The sequence below is a fragment of the Cognatundibacterium luofuense genome (assembly GCF_018139685.1).
Taxonomy (GTDB): Bacteria; Pseudomonadota; Gammaproteobacteria; order Burkholderiales; family Burkholderiaceae_D; genus Undibacterium; species Undibacterium luofuense.
In genome coordinates this window covers 1-423 of sequence record NZ_JAGSPN010000186.1, presented here as the reverse complement: position 1 = coordinate 423, position 423 = coordinate 1, and the positions used below count along the sequence as shown (strand labels likewise).

The window sequence follows — 423 nt, the reverse complement described above, 5'->3', positions numbered from 1 at the left end:
CGGTATGGGCAAAGGAAAATCGAAAGAGGTTCCTGTTGCTGTACAAAAAGCGATGGAAGAAGCACGTCGCAAGATGATCAAAGTGACACTGAAAGACGGCACTCTGCAGCACACCGTTACAGGTAAGCACGGCGCATCTTCCGTCATGATTTCTCCTGCGAAAAAAGGTACTGGCGTTATCGCTGGTGGTCCAATGCGCGCGATTTTTGAAGTAATGGGTATTGAAAACGTTGTGGCTAAGTCCAACGGTTCCACAAATCCTTACAACATGGTTCGTGCGACTTTGAATGGTCTGGCTAAGATGAGTACTCCATCTGAAATCGCTGCAAAGCGTGGCAAGACCGTTGAAGAAATCCTCGGTTAAGGAGAGCGCGATGACTACTAAGACAGTTAAAGTGCAATTGGTCAAAGGTCTGATCGGCA

At 47.5% G+C, this 423-nt stretch carries 1 protein-coding gene; it reads left to right on the top strand.

Features of this window, described 5'->3' with window-relative positions; translation table 11 throughout:
• Nucleotides 1-364 (top strand): 30S ribosomal protein S5 (locus KDM89_RS19950; protein ID WP_212689623.1); only part of this gene is annotated, 364 nt, incomplete at its 5' end.
• Between the last annotated feature and the right edge of the window lie 59 nt (nucleotides 365-423).